The sequence below is a fragment of the Geomonas terrae genome, assembly GCF_004791675.1.
Lineage (GTDB): Bacteria > Desulfobacterota > Desulfuromonadia > Geobacterales > Geobacteraceae > Geomonas > Geomonas edaphica.
On sequence record NZ_SRSC01000003.1, the window covers coordinates 825041 to 846008 of the forward strand.

General features: G+C 60.6%; 22 protein-coding genes and 1 tRNA gene. 19 read left to right on the top strand and 4 right to left on the bottom strand.

Going from position 1 to position 20968, the window contains the following annotated elements:
* Positions 1 to 279: 279 nt before the first annotated feature.
* From E4633_RS15450 to E4633_RS15485, 8 genes are all read left to right on the top strand, one after another.
* Positions 280 to 1281, top strand: coding sequence for a LysM peptidoglycan-binding domain-containing protein (locus tag E4633_RS15450; protein WP_135871514.1), 1002 nt, complete (start codon positions 280 to 282; stop codon positions 1279 to 1281).
* Positions 1282 to 1300: 19 nt separating this feature from the next.
* Positions 1301 to 2380 carry a DNA-processing protein DprA gene (gene dprA / locus E4633_RS15455; RefSeq protein ID WP_135871516.1) on the top strand — a complete coding sequence of 360 codons (1080 nt, stop codon included), beginning with the start codon at positions 1301 to 1303 and terminating at the stop codon, positions 2378 to 2380.
* A 25-nt stretch (positions 2381 to 2405) separates the two neighbouring features.
* Positions 2406 to 4745, top strand: a complete 2340-nt coding sequence (topA, locus tag E4633_RS15460; RefSeq protein WP_135871518.1) for a type I DNA topoisomerase — start codon at positions 2406 to 2408, stop codon at positions 4743 to 4745.
* 247 nt (positions 4746 to 4992) lie between these two features.
* Positions 4993 to 6300 carry a methylenetetrahydrofolate--tRNA-(uracil(54)-C(5))-methyltransferase (FADH(2)-oxidizing) TrmFO gene (gene trmFO / locus E4633_RS15465; protein WP_135871520.1) on the top strand — a complete coding sequence of 436 codons (1308 nt, stop codon included), beginning with the start codon at positions 4993 to 4995 and terminating at the stop codon, positions 6298 to 6300.
* 45 nt (positions 6301 to 6345) lie between these two features.
* Positions 6346 to 6546 carry a hypothetical protein gene (locus E4633_RS15470; RefSeq protein WP_135871522.1) on the top strand — a complete coding sequence of 67 codons (201 nt, stop codon included), beginning with the start codon at positions 6346 to 6348 and terminating at the stop codon, positions 6544 to 6546.
* Between the two features lie 337 nt (positions 6547 to 6883).
* Positions 6884 to 7462 carry a Maf family nucleotide pyrophosphatase gene (locus E4633_RS15475; protein WP_135871524.1) on the top strand — a complete coding sequence of 193 codons (579 nt, stop codon included), beginning with the start codon at positions 6884 to 6886 and terminating at the stop codon, positions 7460 to 7462.
* 10 nt (positions 7463 to 7472) lie between these two features.
* Complete coding sequence (locus E4633_RS15480; RefSeq protein WP_135871526.1) at positions 7473 to 8168, top strand: YggS family pyridoxal phosphate-dependent enzyme; 696 nt, start codon at positions 7473 to 7475, stop codon at positions 8166 to 8168.
* Between the two features lie 14 nt (positions 8169 to 8182).
* Positions 8183 to 8422 carry a hypothetical protein gene (locus E4633_RS15485; protein ID WP_135871528.1) on the top strand — a complete coding sequence of 80 codons (240 nt, stop codon included), beginning with the start codon at positions 8183 to 8185 and terminating at the stop codon, positions 8420 to 8422.
* Here E4633_RS15485 and E4633_RS15490 read toward each other — a convergent pair.
* A complete protein-coding gene (locus tag E4633_RS15490; protein WP_135871530.1) occupies positions 8419 to 8796 on the bottom strand; it encodes a hypothetical protein in 378 nt (125 codons plus the stop codon). The genes E4633_RS15485 and E4633_RS15490 overlap by 4 nt on opposite strands.
* A gap of 342 nt (positions 8797 to 9138) precedes the next feature.
* Here E4633_RS15490 and E4633_RS15495 point away from each other — a divergent pair, with 342 nt between their 5' ends.
* The 3 genes from E4633_RS15495 to E4633_RS15505 all read left to right on the top strand — a co-directional run bounded on the left by E4633_RS15495 (position 9139) and on the right by E4633_RS15505 (position 12777).
* Positions 9139 to 10770 (top strand): ABC-F family ATP-binding cassette domain-containing protein, encoded by a 1632-nt coding sequence (locus tag E4633_RS15495; RefSeq protein WP_135871532.1) that lies wholly within the window; start codon positions 9139 to 9141, stop codon positions 10768 to 10770.
* Positions 10771 to 10878: 108 nt separating this feature from the next.
* Positions 10879 to 11253, top strand: a complete 375-nt coding sequence (locus E4633_RS15500) for a hypothetical protein (RefSeq protein WP_135871534.1) — start codon at positions 10879 to 10881, stop codon at positions 11251 to 11253.
* A 315-nt stretch (positions 11254 to 11568) separates the two neighbouring features.
* Positions 11569 to 12777 (top strand): class I SAM-dependent rRNA methyltransferase, encoded by a 1209-nt coding sequence (locus tag E4633_RS15505; RefSeq protein ID WP_135871536.1) that lies wholly within the window; start codon positions 11569 to 11571, stop codon positions 12775 to 12777.
* A gap of 6 nt (positions 12778 to 12783) precedes the next feature.
* On the opposite strand, the gene E4633_RS15510 is transcribed toward E4633_RS15505, so the two are convergent.
* The gene (locus E4633_RS15510) at positions 12784 to 13191 is read right to left on the bottom strand and encodes a bacteriohemerythrin (protein ID WP_135871538.1); all 408 of its coding nucleotides are present in this window, start codon (positions 13189 to 13191) and stop codon (positions 12784 to 12786) included.
* Between the two features lie 102 nt (positions 13192 to 13293).
* Here E4633_RS15510 and E4633_RS15515 point away from each other — a divergent pair, with 102 nt between their 5' ends.
* Positions 13294 to 13890 (top strand): hypothetical protein, encoded by a 597-nt coding sequence (locus E4633_RS15515; protein ID WP_135871540.1) that lies wholly within the window; start codon positions 13294 to 13296, stop codon positions 13888 to 13890.
* A gap of 312 nt (positions 13891 to 14202) precedes the next feature.
* Here E4633_RS15515 and E4633_RS15525 read toward each other — a convergent pair whose 3' ends face one another.
* On the bottom strand, positions 14203 to 15018 hold the full coding sequence (locus E4633_RS15525) for a polysaccharide deacetylase family protein (protein WP_135871543.1): 816 nt from the start codon (positions 15016 to 15018) through the stop codon (positions 14203 to 14205).
* Between the two features lie 159 nt (positions 15019 to 15177).
* Here E4633_RS15525 and E4633_RS15530 point away from each other — a divergent pair, with 159 nt between their 5' ends.
* The 6 genes from E4633_RS15530 to E4633_RS15550 all read left to right on the top strand — a co-directional run bounded on the left by E4633_RS15530 (position 15178) and on the right by E4633_RS15550 (position 19805).
* Positions 15178 to 15624, top strand: a complete 447-nt coding sequence (locus tag E4633_RS15530) for a thioredoxin family protein (RefSeq protein WP_135871545.1) — start codon at positions 15178 to 15180, stop codon at positions 15622 to 15624.
* A 112-nt stretch (positions 15625 to 15736) separates the two neighbouring features.
* A complete protein-coding gene (locus E4633_RS20635) occupies positions 15737 to 15883 on the top strand; it encodes a hypothetical protein (RefSeq protein WP_198419456.1) in 147 nt (48 codons plus the stop codon).
* 58 nt (positions 15884 to 15941) lie between these two features.
* The gene (locus tag E4633_RS15535) at positions 15942 to 17792 is read left to right on the top strand and encodes a sensor histidine kinase (RefSeq protein WP_135871546.1); all 1851 of its coding nucleotides are present in this window, start codon (positions 15942 to 15944) and stop codon (positions 17790 to 17792) included.
* Position 17793: 1 nt separating this feature from the next.
* Complete coding sequence (locus E4633_RS15540; protein WP_135871548.1) at positions 17794 to 18186, top strand: response regulator; 393 nt, start codon at positions 17794 to 17796, stop codon at positions 18184 to 18186.
* Between the two features lie 157 nt (positions 18187 to 18343).
* A complete protein-coding gene (locus tag E4633_RS15545) occupies positions 18344 to 18997 on the top strand; it encodes an outer membrane protein (protein WP_135871550.1) in 654 nt (217 codons plus the stop codon).
* A 16-nt stretch (positions 18998 to 19013) separates the two neighbouring features.
* Positions 19014 to 19805: a PAS domain-containing protein gene (locus E4633_RS15550; protein ID WP_135871551.1), complete on the top strand. Its 792-nt coding sequence runs from the start codon at positions 19014 to 19016 to the stop codon at positions 19803 to 19805.
* A gap of 60 nt (positions 19806 to 19865) precedes the next feature.
* Here the strand turns inward: E4633_RS15550 and E4633_RS15555 are convergent.
* Positions 19866 to 19940, bottom strand: a tRNA-Val gene (locus E4633_RS15555).
* Positions 19941 to 20405: 465 nt separating this feature from the next.
* Here E4633_RS15555 and cobO point away from each other — a divergent pair.
* Positions 20406 to 20936, top strand: coding sequence for a cob(I)yrinic acid a,c-diamide adenosyltransferase (gene cobO / locus E4633_RS15560; RefSeq protein ID WP_135871553.1), 531 nt, complete (start codon positions 20406 to 20408; stop codon positions 20934 to 20936).
* The last annotated feature ends 32 nt before the right edge of the window (positions 20937 to 20968 follow it).

Here is a 20968-nt window from a genome sequence, read left to right on the forward strand (position 1 = left end):
TATTCTTGACATTGCGAGGCAAAACGCTTTAATTATGTTAAATTTTTCTCGGCTCTCACACTTCAGGCCGGGAAACGGCACTCTTGCCGACCCGCTCTCATCGCGGTTTTACCGGTCCGCTCCGGTCGTGTTACCCTTTCCAAGACGGCAAAGTACTAATGAATGATTCGGCCGTCCTGTACCGCCTGTTGTCATGAAGCCGTTGTATTAATTTGCAAAGACCTCGCGGCGCGCGTGCCCGAGTAGGAGGGTGGGGTGTTCACGCCCCTAAAGGAGCCTATGAGAAAATACCTTGGTCTGGCGGCACTGCTCTTCATTTGCCTCACCACCACCGCACCCTTTGCGGCGGCGCAGGAACAACCCACCATCTACACCATCGTCCCCGGCGACACCCTCTGGGGGCTGTCGCAGCGCTTCCTGAGAGATCCCTACTACTGGCCGAACCTCTGGGCGAACAACCAGACCGTCGGCAACCCGCATTTCATCTACCCGGGGCAGAAGGTGCGCATCTACTCCGACCGCATCGAGATCGAGCCCTTCCCGGCGCCTCCCAAGGCGGAGCAGCCCAAGCCCCAGGAGCCGCGCGAGGAGCCCCAGGCGGCGACCTTCGCAGTGAACGGCAGCGAAGGCTTTCTCATCGAGAACGGGATGAAGCCCTCCGGCATCATCATATCCCTGTACCAGAACCGTGAGATGGTCGGTGCCGACGACATCGTCTATACCGATATCGGGCGGGTAAACGGCGGCAACCCCGGCGACCGCTTCCTCATCTACAAGAAGATCGGTCCGGTGAGCCACCCGATCACCAACGTGATCCTCGGCCAGCAGGTGATGCCGCTTGGCGAGCTGCAGCTCTCAGAGGTCGAGGAGAAGGCCTCAAAGGCGATCGTCACCAGATCGTTCCTGGAGATCAGCGCCGGCTCCTTCCTGATGCCGTACCAGGAGCGCAAGCTGACCGTGCCGCTTAGAGCCGCCGACCGCGACCTCACCGGCTACATCGTGCAGACCCAGACCGGGAACCAGGCCCTCGCCGTGAACGACGTGGTCTTCCTCGATCTCGGCAAGGCGCAAGGGGTGCAGCCCGGCAACATGCTCTACATCGTGCGCGACGTGGTGCCCGACCAGCGCTACACCCAGGTGAAGATCGACAAGCTCCCGGTGGAGGTTGTCGGCGCGCTTGTGGTGGTTTCCACCGGGATGAACAGCTCCACCGCAGTGATCGTGAAGAGCGTGGACACCGTGTACCGCGGCGACCGCGTGGAGATGAAAAAGAGCAGGTGACGCCAAAGGGGGTGACCCCATGGATCACTACTACTGGTTCGCCCTGAAATCGGTCCCCCTAGTGGGAAACGTCACCTTCCTGCGGCTCCTCGCGCACTTCGGCTCGCCCGAGGCGGCGCTCAAGGCGCCGTACCGAGAGCTTGTCGCCGTGAAAGGGGTGAGTGCCGCCGCGGCCACATCCATCGCCGAGCACGACTTCGCCCCTTTTGCGCAGGCAGAGTGCGAGAAGGTTTCCGCGAAAAAGGTGCAGGTGGTGGACATCCTCTCCGGGCGCTACCCGCGCCTTTTGATGGAGATCCCGGACCCGCCCCCCTACCTCTATGTGATGGGGGAGCTGGACGGCAGCGAGACCGCGGTAGCCGTGGTCGGTTCCCGGCGCGCCTCGCATTACGGACAGAGCACAGCAACACTTCTGGCACGGGAACTGGCCGGGCAGGGGATCACGGTGGTTAGCGGCATGGCACGCGGCATCGATACCGCGGCCCACTGGGGAGCCCTCAAGGCGGGCGGGAGAAGCGTCGCCGTCCTTGGCAGCGGCATAGACGTTATCTATCCCCCGGAGAACGACGTCCTGTACCGCACCCTTTGCGAGAGCGGGGCGGTCATCACCGAGTTCCCGATGGGGAGCGAGCCCCTGGCCGAGCACTTCCCGAGGCGCAACCGCATCATAAGCGCCCTGTCGCGCGGTGTCGTGGTGGTCGAGGCGGGGGAGGCGAGCGGATCGCTCATCACGGCGCGCTACGCGCTCGAGCAGGGGCGCGAGGTGTTCGCGGTACCCGGCAACGTCACCGCGAACGGCAGCCGCGGCGCCAATGCCCTGATCAAAGAGGGGGCGAAGCTGGTGCAGCAGGTGGAGGATATCCTTGAGGAACTCTCCATCGAGCCCCGCTTCACCCATCCCAAAGGAAAGCCCCCGTCGTTCCCGCTCACCCCGCAGGAGGCCGAACTCTATGCCCTCATCTGCCAGGGGGTGCTGGAGATCGACGAACTCATCGCGCAGAGCGCGTTGACAGCCGGCGAGGTTTCCGCTACCTTACTGCGCTTGGAAGTAAAGGGAGTGATAACCCAGCTTCCCGGCAAGCGTTTCGCGCCGGTCTGAACCAATACCGTTACCAGGTGGTTACATGTCTCAGAATCTCGTCATCGTCGAGTCGCCCGCAAAGGCGAAGACCATAGAAAAATTCCTCGGCCCCGAGTACAAGGTGCTCGCCTCCTTCGGCCACGTGCGCGCCCTCCCGAGCAAACAGGGCTCGGTGGACGTGGAGCACGACTTCGAGCCGAAGTACGCCGTGCTCCCCGAAAGCAAGAAGCACATCGACGCCATCAAGAAGGAGATGAAGGGTATCTCCGCGCTCCTGCTTGCAACAGACCCCGACCGCGAGGGGGAGGCCATCTCGTGGCACCTGCTGGCGGCTCTCGGTCTCGACGGCAAGAAGAAGCCCCCCTTCGAGATCAAGCGCGTCGTTTTCCACGAGATCACCAAAGACGCCATCGTGCACGCGGTGCAAAACCCGCGCGACATCGCCCTCGAACTCGTTGACGCCCAGCAGGCCCGCTCCATCCTCGACTACCTGGTCGGCTTCACCCTCTCCCCGTTTCTCTGGAAGAAGATCCGCTACGGCCTCTCCGCCGGGCGCGTCCAGTCCGTAGCACTCAGGCTCATCTGCGAGCGCGAGAAGGAGATCCAGGCCTTCAAGGAGCAGGAGTACTGGACCATCGGCGCGAAACTCGAGACCGCCAAGAAGCAGGGCCTCACCGCGGCGCTGGTCGAGGCGGAAGGAAAGAAGCTCTCCAAGTTCGACATCCCCGATCGCGACGCCGCTTTCCGGCTCTTCGGGCTTCTGGGTGGACGCCAGTTCCCGCTCCAGGAGAGTGACGAGAAGGGTGTGCCGCTCGTGGTGCAAAAACCGGTCGACCCCGAATACAGGGTCGACAAGGTCACCAAGAGCGAGCGGAAACGCTCCCCGTCGCCGCCGTTCACCACCTCCACCTTGCAGCAGGAGGCGGCAAGAAAGCTCGGCTTCTCCGCCAAGAAGACCATGTCCACGGCACAAAAGCTCTACGAGGGTATCGACATCGGCGACGGGCACATGGGTCTCATCACCTACATGCGTACCGACTCCGTGGCGCTCTCCAACGTGGCGCTCGAAGAGGCGAAGAGCGTCATCACTTCGCTCTACGGCAAGGAGTACGCCCTGGAAAAGCCACGCTTCTTCAAGAATAAGTCGAAGAACGCCCAGGAGGCCCACGAGGCGGTCCGTCCGACCTACATCTCCAAGACCCCGATCGAGCTGAAGAAGTTCCTCACCTCGGACCAGTTCAAGCTCTACGACCTGATCTGGAAAAGGACCGTCGCCTGCCAGATGGCCGAGGCGCTCCTCGACCAGACCTCCGTCGAGATCACCGCGGGGCCAGGTTTCCGTTTCCGCGTCGCCGGCACCGTGATCCGCTTCGCCGGCTTCATGAAGCTCTACATCGAGGGTGTGGACGACGAGGCGGAGGACAAGGAGAAGGAAGGGATGCTCCCTCCGATGGCCGAGGGGGACATCCTGAAGCTGAACGACCTGCTCCCCGAACGTCACTTCACCCAGCCGCCGCCGCGCTACACCGAGGCGACCCTGGTGAAGACCCTGGAGGAGTACGGCATCGGGCGTCCATCCACCTACGCCTCCATCATGAACACGCTCACCGAGAGGAAGTACGCGCGCCTGGACAAGAAGCGCTTCTTCCCCGAGGACGTCGGGATGGTGGTCTCGGATCTTTTGACCAACCACTTCAACCAGTACGTCGACTACAACTTCACCGCGAACCTCGAGGAAGAGCTCGACATGGTATCGCGCGGCGAGAAGCAGTGGCGACCGCTTCTGCACGAGTTCTGGGGGCCGTTCATCAACCTTCTGAAGCTGAAGGAAGGAGAGGTGAGCAAGTCCGACCTGACCACCGAGGCGACCGACGAGGTCTGCCCCGAGTGCGGCAAGCCCCTCGTCGTGAAGCTCGGCAAGTTCGGCAAATTCTTCGCCTGCAGCGGTTACCCCGAGTGCCGTTACATCCGTCGTCTCGACAAGGAGACCGGAGAGGTGGCCGAACCGGTCGTCTCCGACGAAGTCTGCGACAAGTGCGGCAGCAAGATGCTCATCAAGGAAGGGCGTTTCGGTAAGTACCTCGCCTGCTCCGCGTATCCGAACTGCAAGAACATCCAGCCCCTGGTGAAGCCCAAGGGGACCGGCATTACCTGCACCGCCTGCGGCAAGGGAGAGCTGATCGAGAAGAAGTCCCGTTTCGGGAAGCTTTTCTACTCGTGCAACCGGTATCCCGAGTGCAAGTTCGCTTTGTGGGATCTGCCGGTGCAAAAGCCCTGTCCGAAGTGTGGCTTCCCGCTTCTGGTGAAGAAGGTGTACAAGCGCACCGGCGAGTTCCTGAAGTGTCCCAAGGAAGGGTGCGACTACCAGAGCAACAAGGAGTAGGGTAGGGAGTCGGTAAAAGCGTTGTTTTCGTGCGGGGTCTTCGGGCCCCGCTTTGATTTTCAGCAGCAAAAGGCATTAACGCAAAGACGCAAAGGCGCGGAGACGCGAAGGGAAAAAACGGGTTAAACCCGAAAGACCTTTCCAAGCCTTTGGACTTTGGTTTTGCAGTTTCCATCCAGAAGGTTTCTTTGCGCCTTGGCGGCTTTGCGTCTTTGCGTTGAAGCTTTTAAGGTTTTAGGAGAATTGAATGCAGCATGTAACGGTAATAGGCGGCGGTCTCGCCGGTTGTGAGGCAGCGTGGCAGGCGGCGAATCGCGGCGTGAAGGTCCGCCTCTACGAGATGAAACCGCACAAGTATTCCGAGGCGCACCACCTCCCCGGCCTCTCCGAACTGGTCTGCTCCAACTCGCTCCGCGGCGACGCCCTCGAGAACGCCGTTGGCCTTTTGAAGGAGGAGATGCGCAGGCTGCACACACTCTTCATGGAAGGCGCCGAAGCGACCAAGGTCCCAGCCGGCGGCGCCCTCGCCGTCGACCGCACGCTTTTCTCCGAGTACGTGACCAGAAAGATCGAGTCCCACCCGAACATCGAGGTGGTGCACGAGGAGATCACCCGCATCCCGGAAGAGGGGATCGTCATCGTCGCCTCGGGACCGCTTACCAGCGGCGCGCTCGCCGACGAGATCGGCCGCCTCACCGGTAACTACCTCTACTTCTACGACGCCATCGCCCCCATCGTCGCCGCCGATTCCATCGACTACAACAAGGCCTTCCGCGCCTCGCGCTACGGCAAGGGGGACGGCGACGATTACCTGAACTGCCCCATGGACGAGGAGCAGTACAAAAACTTCGTCCAGGAAATCCTCGCCGCCGAGAAGGTGGAGCCGAAGAGCTTCGAGAAGGTGGTGCACTTCGAAGGGTGCATGCCGATCGAGGAGATGGCGAGCCGCGGCGTCGAGACGCTGCGCTTTGGGCCCATGAAGCCGGTGGGGCTCGTCGACCCGCGCGTCGGCGTCGAGCCCTACGCCGTGATCCAGCTGCGCCAGGAGAACATGGAGGCTACCATGTACAACCTGGTCGGCTTCCAGACCAAGCTAACCTGGCCCGCGCAGAAGCGGATCTTTCGCATGATCCCGGGGCTCGAGAACGCGCAGTTCCTGCGTCTTGGCTCCATGCACCGCAACACCTTCATCAACGCGCCTAAGCTTTTGCTCCCCACCTGCCAGTTGAAGGAGGATTCCAGGATCCTCTTCGCCGGGCAGATAACCGGCGTGGAAGGGTACGTCGAGTCCGCCTCGAGCGGTTTCGTGGCCGGCGTCAACGCCGCGCGCCTTGCCTCGGGAGAGACGCTCATCGTCCCTCCCGCCGAAACAGCCATAGGCGCCCTGGCACGACACATCACCAACACCGAAGCCGAGCACTTTCAGCCTATGAACGTGAACTACGGGCTTTTCCCGCCCCTGGTCGGGCGCATAAAGAAGAAGGAAAAGCGCGGTCTTCTGGCCCAGCGCGGTCTCGAGGCGCTGGAGAAATGGCTTCCCGAGGTGGCGGCTTAGCTGTCGTAATAGCCCAAAGCCGCCGCTAGGGATGGGGAGGGCGCCATGACTGGAAACAAGGAGAGTCAGGAAATAAGCGTGGTTGGCAGGCTCTTGTCGCTCGAGGCCCTGGTCTTCGTGATGGGTGTCGCCTCCCTCGTCTACGGTCTAGCCACCGGCAGCCACAAGAGAACCGCCTTAGGCGCCGCCGCCGTCCTCCTGGTCGTTCTGGTCTACCGCCTCTGCCGCCGGCGTAAAGGCGAATGATTATTCGCCCAGCAGACGAGTAGCCACGCAGCCCACGCAGCGCAACATGTGACCTGAGGTTCCCCCCTTTGCGAAGGGGGGACAGGGGGGATTTGCCTTCGTCAGACAACGAAGCCCATTCTGACTCGGTGACCGCCCCGCTGCACAATAGATTCCGAAAAACCATGGTTCCTCCGCGATGGAAGCAACACAACAAAAAGCAAATCCCCCCCGTCCCCCCTTCGCAAAGGGGGGAGCTTAAAGGCCACCTTCTCCAATAAGGAAGCGTGCCGGGTCGGTAGCAGCTTCCGAACCTGGGGTTGACAGTTTCTCGATGTAAATTGCAAGGAGTACCGATATGAACCAAACCATAGTGCTCGCCTCCGCCTCCCCGAGGCGCAGCGAACTCCTCGAATCCGCAGGAATCGCATTCCGCGTCCTCCCGGCCGACATCTGCGAGGACCCGTTTCCGGGCGAGGAACCGGTGGACCACGTGCTGCGCCTGGCCGAAGGAAAGGCCCGCGCGGCATCGGAAAAGACCGACGGCCGCTTCTTTCTCGGCGCCGACACCATCGTCCTTTGCGACGGCGAGATCATGGGCAAACCGAAAGACCACGACGACGCCTTCCGCATGCTGAAGAAACTCTCCGGCGTGCCGCACGAGGTGGTCACCGGCTTCGCCATCTACGACCGTGAACGCGACGGCGCCGTCATCGAGGCCGTGCGTACCAAGGTGTACTTCAAGCAACTGCGCGACGAGGAGATCGAGGCCTACATCGCCACCGGCTGCCCCTTCGACAAGGCTGGCGCCTACGCCATCCAGGGGGGCGCCGCCCACATGGTGCAAAAGATCGACGGCTCCTACACCAACGTGGTCGGGCTGCCGCTTTGCGAGGTGGTGGAACAGTTGAGGGTAATGGGCGCGTTGCCGCAGTAAGGAGGGTGCCATGGGCGAGATAACCGAAAACCTGAAAGCGATCGAAGGGCGTATGGCGCAGGCCGCACTCAGGGCCGGACGCGATCCGAAGGAGGTCCGGCTCGTCGCCGTCTCCAAGACCAAGCCTGCCGCGGCCATCGCCGAGGCATACTCCTGCGGCCAGCGCATCTTCGGCGAGAACTACGTGCAGGAACTGGTCGGCAAAGTCGATGAGCTGCCGGAAGGGATCTGCTGGCACTTCATCGGCAACCTCCAGAGCAACAAGGTGCGGCAGATCGCCGGGAAGGTCGAGCTGATCCATTCCGTGGACCGCGCAAGCCTCGCCAAAGAGATCGACCGCCAGTGGGGCGCCTTGGGCCGAGTGTGCGAGATCCTCATCCAGGTGAACATCTCGCGCGAGGAAACCAAGGGCGGCACCAGCAGCGAGGAGCTCATCGACCTGGTGCGCGAGGTGGCGCAACTGCCGCACGTGAAAATCGTGGGTCTCATGACCATGCCCCCCTTCTTCGACGAACCGGAACTTGCGCGCCCCTTCTTCAGGAAGCTGCGTGAACTCTCCGAAGAGGTGGCAGGCGCGCGAATAGAGGGCGTCGAGATGCGTGAGCTCAGCATGGGGATGTCCGGGGACTTCGAGGCGGCGATCGAGGAGGGGGCTACCCTGGTGCGGGTCGGCTCGGCGCTCTTCGGCGAGCGCCAATACCACTGAGGCCGGGAAGGGGAATGAACGTGCAACAAAAGGAAAAAACGGTCTCGAAACTAAGACGCCCCTTCGTGGCGGCGGGCGCCATCGTTGGGGCGGTTGCAAGCGGCTTCTATCTCTACCACAGCGCTGCGAGGGCGACCGTCGTCGCCGATCCCATCTGGACCAGGTTCGTCAACGTCGCCCTCATCATGTTCGTCTCCATTTACCTCGCCAACCTGCTCAGGCGAGGGGTGGAGCGCTTCATCAGGAAGGACTAGTCCTTTTCTTCCCTCACCGCGACCGGCGCCAGGGCAAGGGCAAGGTACGCGGCCACCTTCTGGGCGATGAGCGATTCCAGCACGGCGAAGAAGAGCGAAACCGTGGCGTAGCACGCGAGCGTCATCTCCATCGAAGCCGGGATGCCCAGGTCGTTCGGCGAGTTGTGCGCCATCCAGATCATGGCGACGGCGAGGGTCGCGCAACCGAAGTGGCGCCAGACCCAGCGGTTCTGCTCCGCGAGCAGCTGCTCCAGTTGATCGATCTCAGCCTCGTCGCAATGCTGCGCCGTGATCCAGGAAAAGTAGATGCGAGGCAGCATGACCGCGGTCATGATCATGGTTACGGACATCATCAGCGCGCTATAGATGTTCATATTCCCCTCCCTGTGACAATCAAGGCTTCATCTCGCTGAAGCACAAAGAAGGCCCAAAATCCCGCTTGCGACATTATCTCTCATTAACGCCACTTCTCTTGCTATTACCGACACTTATCTGCCATGTAGCTCTTGGCTGCCGTGCTCGCCGCTGCGCAGCTCCCTGTTCACTGTCCGGCATTTGCACACTAGCTGTCCCATCTGTACGCTAAATGGCGCACACCACGCGTCGTCTAAGCGGGATATCAACCACTCTCCCCTGCACCTTGACAAAAATTAAGTTGTCACTGCCGCGCGTTCATGCTAACGCTGGAAAGTTCAAAATCGGTCCAGGGAGAAAGCATGATCCACCTTTCCAACATCACGAAACAGCACGGCTCGCAGGTACTTTTCCGCGACGCGAGCTTCCAGATACTTTCCGGCACGAGGACCGGGCTTGTCGGTCCCAACGGCGCCGGCAAGACGTCGCTTTTCCGTATCATCACCGGTGAGGAAGAGGTGGATGCCGGTGAAATCACCGTAGGCAAGAAGACCAGCATCGGTTACTTCTCCCAGAACATCGGCGATATGGCGGGACGCTCCGCCCTTCAGGAGGTGATGGCGGTCTCGGCGGAGACGGTGCGCCTTGCGGGTGAGCTTAAGCAGATGGAGGAGCAGATGGGGCAGCCCATGTCCGACGACGACATGGCGAGCCTTCTCGAACGCTACGGTGTCGCGATGGAGGAGTTCGAGCATCGCGGCGGCTACGATCTCGACTCCCGCGCCCAGGAAGTCCTCACCGGCCTCGGCATCGGTCCGGACCGTTTCCACAACCCCGTTGAATCCTTCAGCGGCGGCTGGCGCATGCGCGTGGCTCTTGCCGGCATCCTCACCCTGCAGCCGGACGTGCTTCTTCTGGACGAGCCGACCAACCACCTGGACGTCGAATCGATCATCTGGCTCGAGGAGTGGCTCGCCAGCGAGTTCAAGGGCGCACTCCTCATGACGAGCCACGACCGTGACTTCATGAACCGCGTGGTGAGCCGCATAGTCGAGGTGGCCAACAAGACCGTGACCACCTACGGTGGCAACTACGATTTCTACGAACGCGAGCGCGATATCCGGCGCGAGCAGCTTTTAGCCAGCTACAAGCGTCAGCAGGAGATGCTCGCCAAGGAAGAGGACTTCATCGCCCGCTTCGCCGCCCGGGCCTCCCACGCCGCACAGGTGCAGTCACGGGTGAAGAAGATCGAGAAGATCGACCGCATCGAGATCCCCCCCGAGGACAAGGTGGTCAAGTTCGTCTTCAACGAACCGCCGCGCAGCGGCGACGACGTCGTCATCATGGAGAACCTCGGCAAGAGCTGGCCCAACCCGGACGGGAGTGAGCACTCCATTTTCTCCGGAGTGACCGGCGTCATCAAGCGCCTGAGCAAGATCGCCGTGGTCGGTGTGAACGGCGCGGGCAAGTCGACCTTCTTGAAGACCATCGCCGGGCAGACCGAGGCGACCACCGGCAGCGTGGCGCTCGGCGCCAACGTGGAGCTCGGCTACTTCAGCCAGCACGCCATGGAGATCCTCGACCCGAAGAAGACCATCTTCGAGACGGTGCAGGACGTCATTCCTCTCGCCACCATCGGCGTCATACGTAACCTTTTGGGTTCCTTCCTCTTCCAAGGGGACGACGTCGACAAGCGCATCGAGAACCTCTCCGGCGGCGAGAAGAGCCGCGTCGTGTTGGCCACGCTCTTGGCGCGCCCGGTGAACTTCCTCGTCCTCGACGAACCTACGAACCACCTGGACATCCGGTCGCGCGAAATCCTGTTAGACGCCCTTTCGGGATTCCAGGGGACCGTCATCCTGGTAAGCCACGACCGTCACTTCCTGCGCGAGCTGGTGGACCGGGTCATAGAGGTCGACCACGGCGAGATGCGCCTCTACGAGGGGGATTACGACTACTACCTCTCGAAGACCGAGCACCGCCACCACGTCTGAATCGGCGGACATTAGCGCCCTTTACATTCTTGTTTGCCTTCCGGGGGCGCTCCGTGTTATAAGACGCATGCCGTTATTCAATGCCATCAGCCAAAGGAGAGCAGCCGCATGTCCAAACAGAACGAAATGACCTTTAAATACATCTTCACCTACGACTACAACCCCGTCTACGTGAACGGCGCCCACGGCGGGATCTCCCCGCGCGGTGAGCTCGTCATCAACTTCTACCTCGAGCGTCAGCCGCTTCCGAACGCCATCAGCCACGAGATCACCGCGACCGGCCAGATCGGTCAGGAGACCGAGGTTGAGCCGTCCGATCTGGGCAGGAGCCTCGTGCGTCAGGTCATCAACGGTGTCGTCGTGAACCACCAGACTGCCCGCGAGCTGCACTTCTGGCTAGGCGAGAAGCTCAAGGAATTCGAAGCGATGGAGCAGGCACGTGGCGCCATGGTCGCAGAGCAGGCAGGTCAGGTAACCCACTAGGGTAGGGCTTTCACAGGTCGTCTAAAAGGGGCGGGGTTCCTCACAGGAGCGCCGCCCCTTCTTTTGGTTCATAGGACGGTGAAGCAGCTTCAATTCAGGATGCTCCCGGCAAGGCCGCGAATTCCGCGGAAATGGCTTTTTACTGCCCCGCGAAGCGCTGCCCTCGCCTCAGCGTCCCCCCCTTTGCGAAGGGGGGACAGGGGGGATTTGCCTTTTGCGTTGATAGTTCCACCTTCCCGAAGATACGGAAAAGACTAGTTTAAGCAGGCAAGCAGTAAGGGAATCAAGGGCAGCCCCCATCCCAAAGGAGCAAACGTGTCAAAGAAGTGTGTCGTTGGAAGCGAGTCAGTGCGGATGATAGAGCTTGGGCACCCCTGGATCATCGCCGATGCCTATACCAAGAAATGGCCCGCCGGCGAGGCCGGGGACCTCGTGGAACTGGTCGATGCCTCCGGCGCCTTTCTCGCCACCGCTCTCCTTGACCCGGCAGACCGCATCGTAGCGCGGGTGCTGTCGCGTGAGCGGATGCGCCTGGACCGCGCATGGGTGCTAAAGCGCCTGGAGCGTGCGGTGCAGCTCAGAAAGCAGCACGCCGACCTGGAAGATTCCGATGCCTACCGCTTGGTGAACGGCGAAGGGGACGGCCTTCCCGGCCTCACCGTCGACCGCTACGGCGATTACCTCATGGTGCAGATCTACTGCTCCGGCTGGCGCAGGTACCTCAAACTTATCACCCAGGCGCTCGAAGATCTCCTCGCACCGGCCGGGATCTACGAGAAGGTCCGCCCCCAGAACACGCGGGAGCTCGAGGCCGCCAGCGACAGCAAGAAGTACGGCCATCTCCTCGCCGGGACCCCGGCGCCGGAACCGCACCACGTGCGCGAGAACGGACTCGTCTTCCAGGTGAGCCTCGAGCGCGGCCTCAACACCGGGCTCTTCCTCGACATGCGCAAGAACCGCCGCGAACTCGTGGCGCGCGTGAAGGGAAAGCGCTTTTTAAACCTCTTCAGCTACACCGGCGCCTTTTCCGTGGCGGCGGCCGCGGCCGGGGCGAGCCTCGTCACCAGCGTGGACGCCTCTCCCGGATACATGGCGCAGGCGAGGGAGAACTTCAACCTGAACCGGCTGAACCCGAAACGTCACGAGTTCCTGGTGGGGGACTGCTTGACGACGCTCGACGACCTCGTGCGCCAGAAGAAGGTCTACGACGTGATCCTCATGGATCCCCCCTCCTTCTCGACCACCTCCAAGAACCGCTTCACCACGCGGGGCGGGACTTCCGACCTCGTCGCGTCGGCGGTGAGGCTCATAAAGCCTGGTGGGCTCCTCATTACCTCGTCGAACCACCAGAAGGTCGATCTTGCGGATTACCTGAAGGAACTGCGCAGGGGGGCACTGCAGGGTGGGGCGGAGTTGCAGGTGATTGCGGTCACCGGGCAGCCGGAGGATTTTCCGTACCCGGTGACCTTTGCTGAAGGATGTTATCTGAAATACGTCGTAGCGGTGAAAGCGGTGAAAGGGTAGGGGCCGCTAGCTCACGCCACAGTCGCGCAGGTACTTCGCGTAGCGCTTGTCGGTGAGCTCGATGTGGTTCAAGACCCAGCTGGAGAGGAAATTCAGCAGTTCCAGAGCGAGCCCCGGCTTGTTGCTCCCAAGGCGCTCCTTGAAGGCGAACGCCTTCGCGATGAAGCGCTGGTGCTCCAGCTCGTGCAGCGCCATCTCCGGGTACTTGTGCTTGCGGAACAGCTCCTCCTCGACTGCGAAGTGCGCCTGGGCGTAGTTGAACAGGTTCGTCAGCACGTCCTCCACCGCGTCCGCCCCCTGATTCTTCCTGATCGCCTCGTCCAGTTCTTCCATCATCTGGATCAGCCTTTTGTGCTGCTCATCCACCTTCGATATGCCGAGGCTGAGGCTATCCGACCATGCCACTATTTCCATGAACGTCTCCCTTCGGGTTGCGCCTGCCTTTTGATGCGTGCCAAATCACGGTACTCTGTGGTATCTTTTGCCGACTGTCATTGCCGCGGTACCGGAGCCTTCATGCCACACCCTCCAACAAAGCACTTGGAGATCTTTCACCAGCAGATACTGCTTCCGGACAGCTCCGTCTTCTCGGTCCAGTGGATCGACCTTCCTGCTTCGGTCTCGCTGCGCGCCGCTCCCCCGTTCCTGCTCGAGCATTATTTCAAGGTCGTGCGCCGCGCCACCTTCGGCATGATCACCCCGGTCGCCGACGCCGACGGGGTGCGCTTCCGCGTCACCGGTCCCGGTCTCTCCCTGCTTTCTTTCGCACCTCCCAGCTTCGAGACCATCGAGGGGGCGCGTGCCGTGCACCTCTACATCTGCGGCGGGTTCCTGGTTCAACCGGGTGAGTGCGACAACGGCATGTTCTCGCTGGTGACCGCACCGGCAGGGGATGGTGTCCGTGTCACGGTGCGGCTCTCCGATTACTGCCCGCTGCTGCTCGGCAGTCGCACTCCGTCGAGGCTCAGAAAGCTCCTCTACGGCTGGACGCAGTCGTACCTCCACAAGGTGGTGACCGTGCGCTACCTGGCCTCGCTGTATCGCGAGCTGACCGGTGTCACGCCGCACGTTAGGGTGACCAGGGTGCAGGTGCGGCAGGGGACCGACATCTGATTCAACTTTCTCTTCGGACGGGGGAATGACTACTTGAGGATTTTAAACGGCGCTTTTCGTGAATCGGGGATGTTTCAGGCGGGCTTCTTCCGGTTCAGTGATTCATAAAGGGCGATCTGCTCGGCGATGGAAAGCTTCTTCTTGCCGCTTTGCTTCCCTCTGCACATCCTGCACCTGTCATCTGAGCACCACTGACAGAAATTGCAGTCCTCGCACGGGTGCTTCTTGCAGTCTTTCCCGCACCCTTCTTCTTTACTCATACGGATCACCGAACATATGCGGGGAGCGGCGTTACCACCGCTCCCCTTTTTGTCAGTAGACGATGTTGCGCTTCGGTGCGGTCCCTTCGACGATACGGGCGAAGGACTTGCCCTGGTCCGCGTTGATGAGGAGGTAACGCGGCAGCTTCATCACCTGGTCGTTCGGACCGGCGTGATGCGCTTCGATGGTGAAGGTGGCGACGTAGCCGGCCTCGGCGGCACGCTTCAGGAGGTAGTCGTCGTAGATGCCGAAGGGCCAGGCCAAAAGGTCTACCTTGGTGCCGAGCTTCTCCTCGAGGCGCGCCTTCGATTTCTTCAGCTGGATCTGGACCGACTTCTCGAACTCGGCCGGAGCCATCTTCTTCCTGTCCTTCTTGAAGTTCGGATGCCAGAAGGTGTGGGACTGGATGTCGAAGCCGTTTTTCTGCAGCGTCTTCAGTTGTTCCCAGGTCATCGCGTACTTGGCGTTCGAGATGGCCGAGGGGTAGACGAACACGGTGACCGGGACGTTGTACTTCTTCGCCAGCGGCAGCATGTCGCTGTAGACCGACTTGTGGGCGTCGTCCTCGACGATGACCACGGATTTGGGTGCCGGCGCCGGTCCCTTTTTCAGGTAGTAGTCCACCAGTTTCCTGAGCGGGATGACGGTATAGCCGTTCTCCTTCAGGTACTTCAGGTGTTCCTCGAATACCGAGGTCTTTATCGTCATGCCGTCGGCCACGGTGGGGCCGAAGCGGTGGTAAAGAAGGATCGGGACGTGGACTCCCTGGGTGACGGCGGCCGGGGCGGCCTTTGCGGCGGGCGCCGCCTGTGCGCCGGTAGCGGCGAAGAGGGCGGCAAGGAGAAGGAACAGGATGCGGAACTTCATGCGGAACAAGACCTCCGTTATAGTTTCCCTTTGTAGAGGGGCGAAGCAAACGACCTAACATAGCAGAAACTTCGCAAATTTGAAACGAGAGAATCCTCCTGAATCATATCAATCTGCACCGAGACCGCGGGATGGTAGAATACCAACAGGAGGTGTACCATGCAAAATTTCGAAGTCAGGTGTCCCTCATGCGGCGCCTTAAACCGCGTCCCCGCCGACAAGGAAGGCATCACCGGCAAGTGCGGCAGCTGCCGCGGCGAACTTCCTCCGCTTTACTCCCATCCATTGCAACTGGACGACTCCAGTTTCAACACCTTCGTGTCCTCCTACTCCGGCCCGGTACTGGTCGAATTCTGGGCCCCTTGGTGACCCCACTGCGTCTCATTCGCACCGGCGGTGCGAAAAGCTGCAGAACTTCTGGCCGGAAAGGCCGCTGTAGTACAGGTGAACTGCGATGACAGCCCGACCCTGTCGGCACGCTTCGGGGTAAGGGGGATCCCGGTGACCCATCTGTTGCGCGGCACAAAGACCGTGGACCAGATCTCAGGCGCTCAATCAGCCGAAGCGCTCCTTGCCTGGTTCCGGCGCTGGGAACCATCAGCTTAACGCCACTTCATCTTGTAATCCTTCAGCTTTTTTCCTTCAACGTGCATTGACAGAAAACGCGCCTTTGGCAGAATTGGTGTCGGCGGCTCCGATAATGAGAAAAGGAGGAAGGATGACCAGAGATCAGTTGCAGATTCTTGAGAACCAACTGGTAGCAAACTGCCAGTACAAAGGGATTCAAACGACGCTGCAGAAACTGCTGGAAAGCCTTTACCTGGGAAAGAGCCTCGACGCTATACTTACCGAAATGCTCGAGTGACGCTGCACCCGGCAGGGAAAGCGCCGCTGAGACAGTAACGGCCCAGTAAAGGACCTCAATGCCGGAAAACAAGAAGTCCACAATCCGCCTACAACTCTGCTTTCTGGTCGCTGCGTGCGTGCTGCCCGTGTGGCTTTTGGCCGCCGTGATGGTGCGCCACGCCTACGTGACCAAACTGGACCAGGTGAACCGCGACATGCTGGTGAACGCGCGCGCCATGTCCCTCGTGGTGGACCGCGAACTTGCCAACGTCCAGGCGTCGCTCGCCGCTCTCGCCACATCCCCATCGTTCAGGAACAGGGACCTCCCCGCGGTTTATCAGCAGTGCAAAGAGGTCCTACGGAACTACCCGGGTGTGGACATCGTCATCGCCGACCGGGACGGGCAGCAGCTCATCAACACCTATCGCCCCTTCGGGAGCACGCTTCCCAAACGCAGCAACCTCGCCATGGTGCGGCGCATCTTCGGGACCGGACAGCCGCAGGTGAGCGACCTTTTCACCGGGGCCGTCACCAAGCGACCGCTCATCGCCATAGACGTTCCCGTCATCATCGACGGCAGCGTCGCCTTTGATCTCTCAATGACCTTCTCGTCCGAAAAACTCTCCACGATTTTGCAAAGCAAGAACGTCTTCAAGGAGTGGTACGGCGCAGTGTTGGACCGTAACGGCGTCATCACCGCACGCACAGGGAATCTTGGCGATGTTGTCGGGAAGCGGGCCGGCGCAGAGCTGCGCCGTGCCGCCGCGGCGGCGGGCGAGGGGAGTATCATGCAGACCTTCCCTGCGAAGGAAGAGGCCTTCACCGCCTTTGCCAAGTCTTCCTTCTCCGGCTGGACCGTCGCCTTCGGGGTGCCCAGGGAATTGGTACTGCACCAGATCTACCTCTGGGTGGCGTGGACCGTCGTCGGGGTGGCCGCCATTTCCATGCTCGGCATACTTTTGGCCACCTTTATCGGGCATCGCATCGCCAGCGACGTGCTGAGCCTCGTGGAGCCCGCGCTGGCCATAGGGCAGGGGAGGGTGGTGACGAGCATACGCAGCGAGTCGGTCAAGGAGACCACCGAGGTGGCCGAGGCGCTCGTGCAGGCGTCGCATCTGTTGCAGCGACGCGAGACGGAGCGCGATCTTGCCGAGCGGCAGCTCTCCCTCGCCATGGACGAGCTGCGTAGCGAGACCGCCGAAAAGATCCGCGCCCTCGAGGAGTTGCGCAGGCAGGAACAGCTTCTCACCCAGCAAAGCCGGCAGGCGGCCCTGGGGGAGATGATCGGCAACATCGCCCATCAATGGCGCCAGCCGCTGAACGCCCTTGGCCTCATGGTCCAGCAACCGCCCCTTTTTTACGAGCTTGGTCAGGTGAACCGGGAATACCTGGAAGAGCATGCGCGCAAGACCATGCAGATCGTGAAGCACATGTCGCAGACCATCGACGATTTTAGGAGTTTCTTCCGCCCGGATAAGGAGAAGGTTCGCTTCAGGATCGCCGATGAGGTCGGCAAGACCCTCTCCCTCGTGGACGGAGGGTTGCAGTCCCTCAACATCGCCGTGGAGTTGAAGCAGGAAGGCGACCCCTGTATCGAGGGGTATCCGAACGAGTTTTCCCAGGTGCTGCTGAATATACTGCTGAACGCACGCGACGCCATCGTCGAGCGTGCCGTCGAGTCACCGCGGGTGATCATCGCCATCGGGGAGGAGAAGGAGAGGTCGGTAGTGGTGGTCACCGACAACGCGGGGGGGATCCCGGAGGGGATTATCGACAAGATCTTCGACCCGTATTTCACCACGAAGGGGCCGCAGGCCGGAACCGGGGTAGGGCTCTTCATGTCCAAGACCATCATTGAAAAAAACATGGGAGGGGTGCTCACCGCGCGTAACGTCGCGGGCGGCGCCGAGTTCAGGATCGAGGTTTGATATGAAGCTTAGAATGATGGTCGTTGAAGATGACAGGGACACCCTGGAGATACTGGGCGTGGTGCTGCAGCGCAAGTACGTCGACATGGAGATCCGCACGGCGAACAACGGCAGAAAAGGGGTCGATCTCTTCACACAGGAGAGCTTCGACATCGTGATCACCGACGTGAACATGCCTGAGATGGATGGGATAGCGATGGTCCAGGCCCTCCGGGCCATGAAACCGGATGTGCAGTTGATCTTCATCACTGCCGACACCGGCAGGGCAACCGTCGAACACAGTGTCGGAACCGGGTTCCACCTCGATCATTACATAGCGAAGCCGGTGGACTACAAGGATCTTTTCGTAGCCATAGAAAAATCACTGGAAGCTGTCAACGCCTGCCGTGGCTGATAAAGAGGCTCCCGCTATTGCATCGGAGAGGCTCGCTGTATTCCATTGTAGATAACGAAAACTGTACAAAGTGCAGCAGGACGCTGTATACTTCACCGCGTGTCTGTTGTTATTGCTGTTGATTGAGAAGAGACCTGCAAACAGAAGGAGGAAATCCATGAAAAAGACAACTTTAGCAATCCTCGTTGCTGCTTCACTCGCACTTCCGGCCATGGCATCGGCGGCTCCTTTCCGCCAGGGACCCTACATCGGCGGCTTCGTGGGCGTAACCATCCCCGATAAAACCGATGCGACCAGTTACAGTGGCGGTTCCGTGTTCAACGACAGGATCTCGTTCCAGCCCGGCGTCAACGTGGGTGGTGTCATGGGGTACGATTTCGGCGGGGTGCGTTTCGAGGGGGAAATATCCTACAAGGACATCCAGTTCGACACGGTAACCGACAACCTAGGCGGCAGGTACAACATTGTTGATGGGAGCATAGACACGACCGCCTTCATGGCCAACGTGTTTTTCGACCTGCACAACCAGACCCCGATAACCCCCTACATCGGCGGCGGGGTGGGGTTCGCTGCCCTGCACCTGAACGACACCCACGGCTTTGACAGTAACGGGGCCGAGCTTTCCTATCTATCCGACGACGACGTCGTCTTCGCCTACCAGGTGGGGGGCGGTCTTGAGATTCCGCTGAACCGTCAGCTTTCCCTTGACCTTGCCTACCGTTACTTCGGTACCACCGAGGCAAACTTCTTCGATACGAAAATGGAACTCACCACACACAATGCGACCGTAGGTCTCAGGCTCAAGTTCTGATAGTTCCGGGGGCCGCATGGCAGATTCCAACGCCCAAAATAATGAGCTGGAGCGGCAGAACCAGCAACTGCTGGACGCCTACACCCAACTGGACCGCGCCATGGCCCAGTACGCGGAACTCTACGACAACGCCCCCGTCGGCTATCTCTCCACCGACTTCGACCGGCGCATCGTGAAGACCAACCTCACCTGCTGCTCGCTTCTGAAGCGGGACCGGATCGTCCTGCAGGGGATGGATTTTCTCGATCTCGTGGCCAAGGGAGACCGCTCCTCGCTTCTGGAGTGCCTGGAGCGTGTGCGGCATCGCAAGGGAAAGCTCGAGTGCGAGGTGAGGCTGTTAAACGGGACTCCGGTGCTATTGGCGATGGAGGCCTCCGCCGCGCATCAGGAGTGCCGCATGGTGCTTTTGGACATCACGAAGCAGAAGCAGGCCGAGGAAGCGCTTAGGGAGAGCGAGCGGCGCTTCAAATCGCTCGTCGAGGTGACCTCCGACTGGGTATGGGAGGTGAACGAGAAGGGGGTGTACAGCTACGTGAGCCCCAAGGTGTACGACCTTTTGGGCTACGGTCCCGAAGAGGTACTCGGGAAGACCCCCTTCGACCTCATGTCGCCCCACGAGGCAGAGCGGCTGCTCATGGTCTTTGGCGACATCGTATCAAGGCGTGAGCCTTTCCATAACCTGAAGAACGTGAATCTACGCAAGGACGGCAAGGAAGTGCTTCTAGAGAGCAGCGGCGTTCCCATCTTCGACGATGACGGGAATTTCTGCGGTTTCCGAGGCATCGACCGCGACATCACCGACCGCTGATCAAGTTGCAAGGACAAAAGAAAAAGGCCAAGTCATTCGACTTGGCCTTTGCTTTTTTCATGGTGGGCGATACTGGGTTCGAACCAGTGACCCCTGCCGTGTGAAGGCAGTGCTCTCCCGCTGAGCTAATCGCCCGATGTGCTCTGTGTATGTATCAGATGGCCCAATCTATGTCAAGACAGTTTATCGCCGGTCAAGCCGCACTCACGGCCGATAAAGGACAAGTATTGACGCTGGCGCTGATACTTATTCGTCCTCGTCAGATACGAAAATTTCCTGATTGGCTTTCTCCTTCTGCATGGCTTCCTCTGTCTGCGCGTCATAGGTCTCCCATCTGCAAACAGGTCGCGAAATGCACGATGGGCGGATGGAGGCATGTGCGGGGTGGGGTAGGGCAGACCTGACGGGACGGGTCTACGCGAACCGGCATCGTCGGCTCTTTACGCGCTAACATCGTTCTAGATTTTACCTATTTCGCCTTGACACGGTCCTTTGGCTGTTGCTATAGTGCGGCGTCTCGAGGGGCTTCCGTTAGCGTCAGCGCAAACAGTTTCTTCCCCTGCCAATAGGGGCCCCGCACAACTATCAAGAGGTGTCGTTTTGAAACTGGAACGCGGTCTTATTCAGGTGTATACCGGCAACGGCAAGGGGAAAACCACCGCTTCGCTGGGACTTGCCCTGCGTGCCGTCGGTCGCGAGCTGAAGGTCTGCATGATCCAGTTCATGAAGGGGGGCGGGCCCTACGGTGAGCAGATGGCCGCCGAGAAACTCGCGCCTTTTCTCACCATCATCCAGACCGGGCGTCCCGGCTGGGTGAACAAGGACAACCCGCACCAGGCCGACAAGGATCTCGCTGCAGAGGCGCTCGCCCTGGCCGCGGAGAAGTTGCAGGGAGGGGAGTACGATCTCGTCATCCTCGACGAGGTGAACGGCGCCGTCTCCATGGGACTCTTACCGGTGGAAGCGCTGCTTGATCTCATGGCGAAGAAACCGGAAAAGGTCGAGCTCGTTCTTACCGGCCGTAATGCACATGAGCGCGTCATCGAGGCGGCCGATCTGGTCACCGAGATGTGCGAGATCAAGCACTACTACAAGGCGGGCGTCAACGCGCGCGTCGGCATCGAGAAATAACTTACCATTCAATATACTGATAGCGGAGGTTT